This is a genomic window from Streptomyces sp. SID4985, from assembly GCF_009863025.1.
Taxonomy (GTDB): domain Bacteria; phylum Actinomycetota; class Actinomycetes; order Streptomycetales; family Streptomycetaceae; genus Streptomyces.
Window position 1 is genome coordinate 1 of sequence record NZ_WWIR01000543.1, and the last position, 585, is coordinate 585.

Genomic DNA, 585 nt, shown 5'->3' on the forward strand with positions numbered 1-585 from the left:
CCGCCGCCTCCCCGTCCGACAAGGACGACGCCAAGCACGGCAAGGAGGCGGCCTCCGCCGGCCCCAGCGCGAGCCCCGACCCCGTACCCACCACCGAGAAGGACGCGCGGGCCTGGCTCGCGACCGCCGAGCGCACCCTCGCCGACCGGCGGGCCAGGGCGCTCCTGGACGTGCCCGGCGAGCTGGCCCGGCTGATGGCGTCGGTGGCGGCCGCCGGTGCGGCCCACGCGTTCGTGCTGACCGAGGGGGACAAGTGAGCGACAGCACCACCAACAAGACCGAACTGACCGCGCTCCAGGCCGCGTTGGCCGCCGAGCACGCGGCGGTGTACGGCTACGGCGTCGTCGGCGGCCGGGTCGGCGCGGACCGCCGCGCGGAGGCGAAGGCGGCCTGGGACGCCCACCGGGCCCGCCGGGACGGACTCGCGCGCTCGGTGCGCGACCTGGGCGGCGAGCCGGTGGCCGCGAGCGCCGCGTACGCGCTGCCGTTCACGGTGGCGGACTCCGCCTCGGCGGTGCGGCTGGCCGCGGATCTGGAGCAGCGGGTCGCCGGGGTCTACTCGGACCTGGTGCGCTCGGCGACGGG

The 585-nt window shown here is 78.1% G+C and carries 1 protein-coding gene and 1 pseudogene; both read left to right on the forward strand.

Going from position 1 to position 585, the window contains the following annotated elements:
• A pseudogene (locus GTW40_RS23400) lies at positions 1-257 on the forward strand (hypothetical protein); the annotation flags it as partial.
• Positions 254-585, forward strand: a 332-nt coding sequence (locus GTW40_RS23405; RefSeq protein WP_161182152.1) for a DUF4439 domain-containing protein, incomplete at its 3' end; no start/stop codon positions are given. The pseudogene GTW40_RS23400 and the gene GTW40_RS23405, both read left to right, overlap by 4 nt.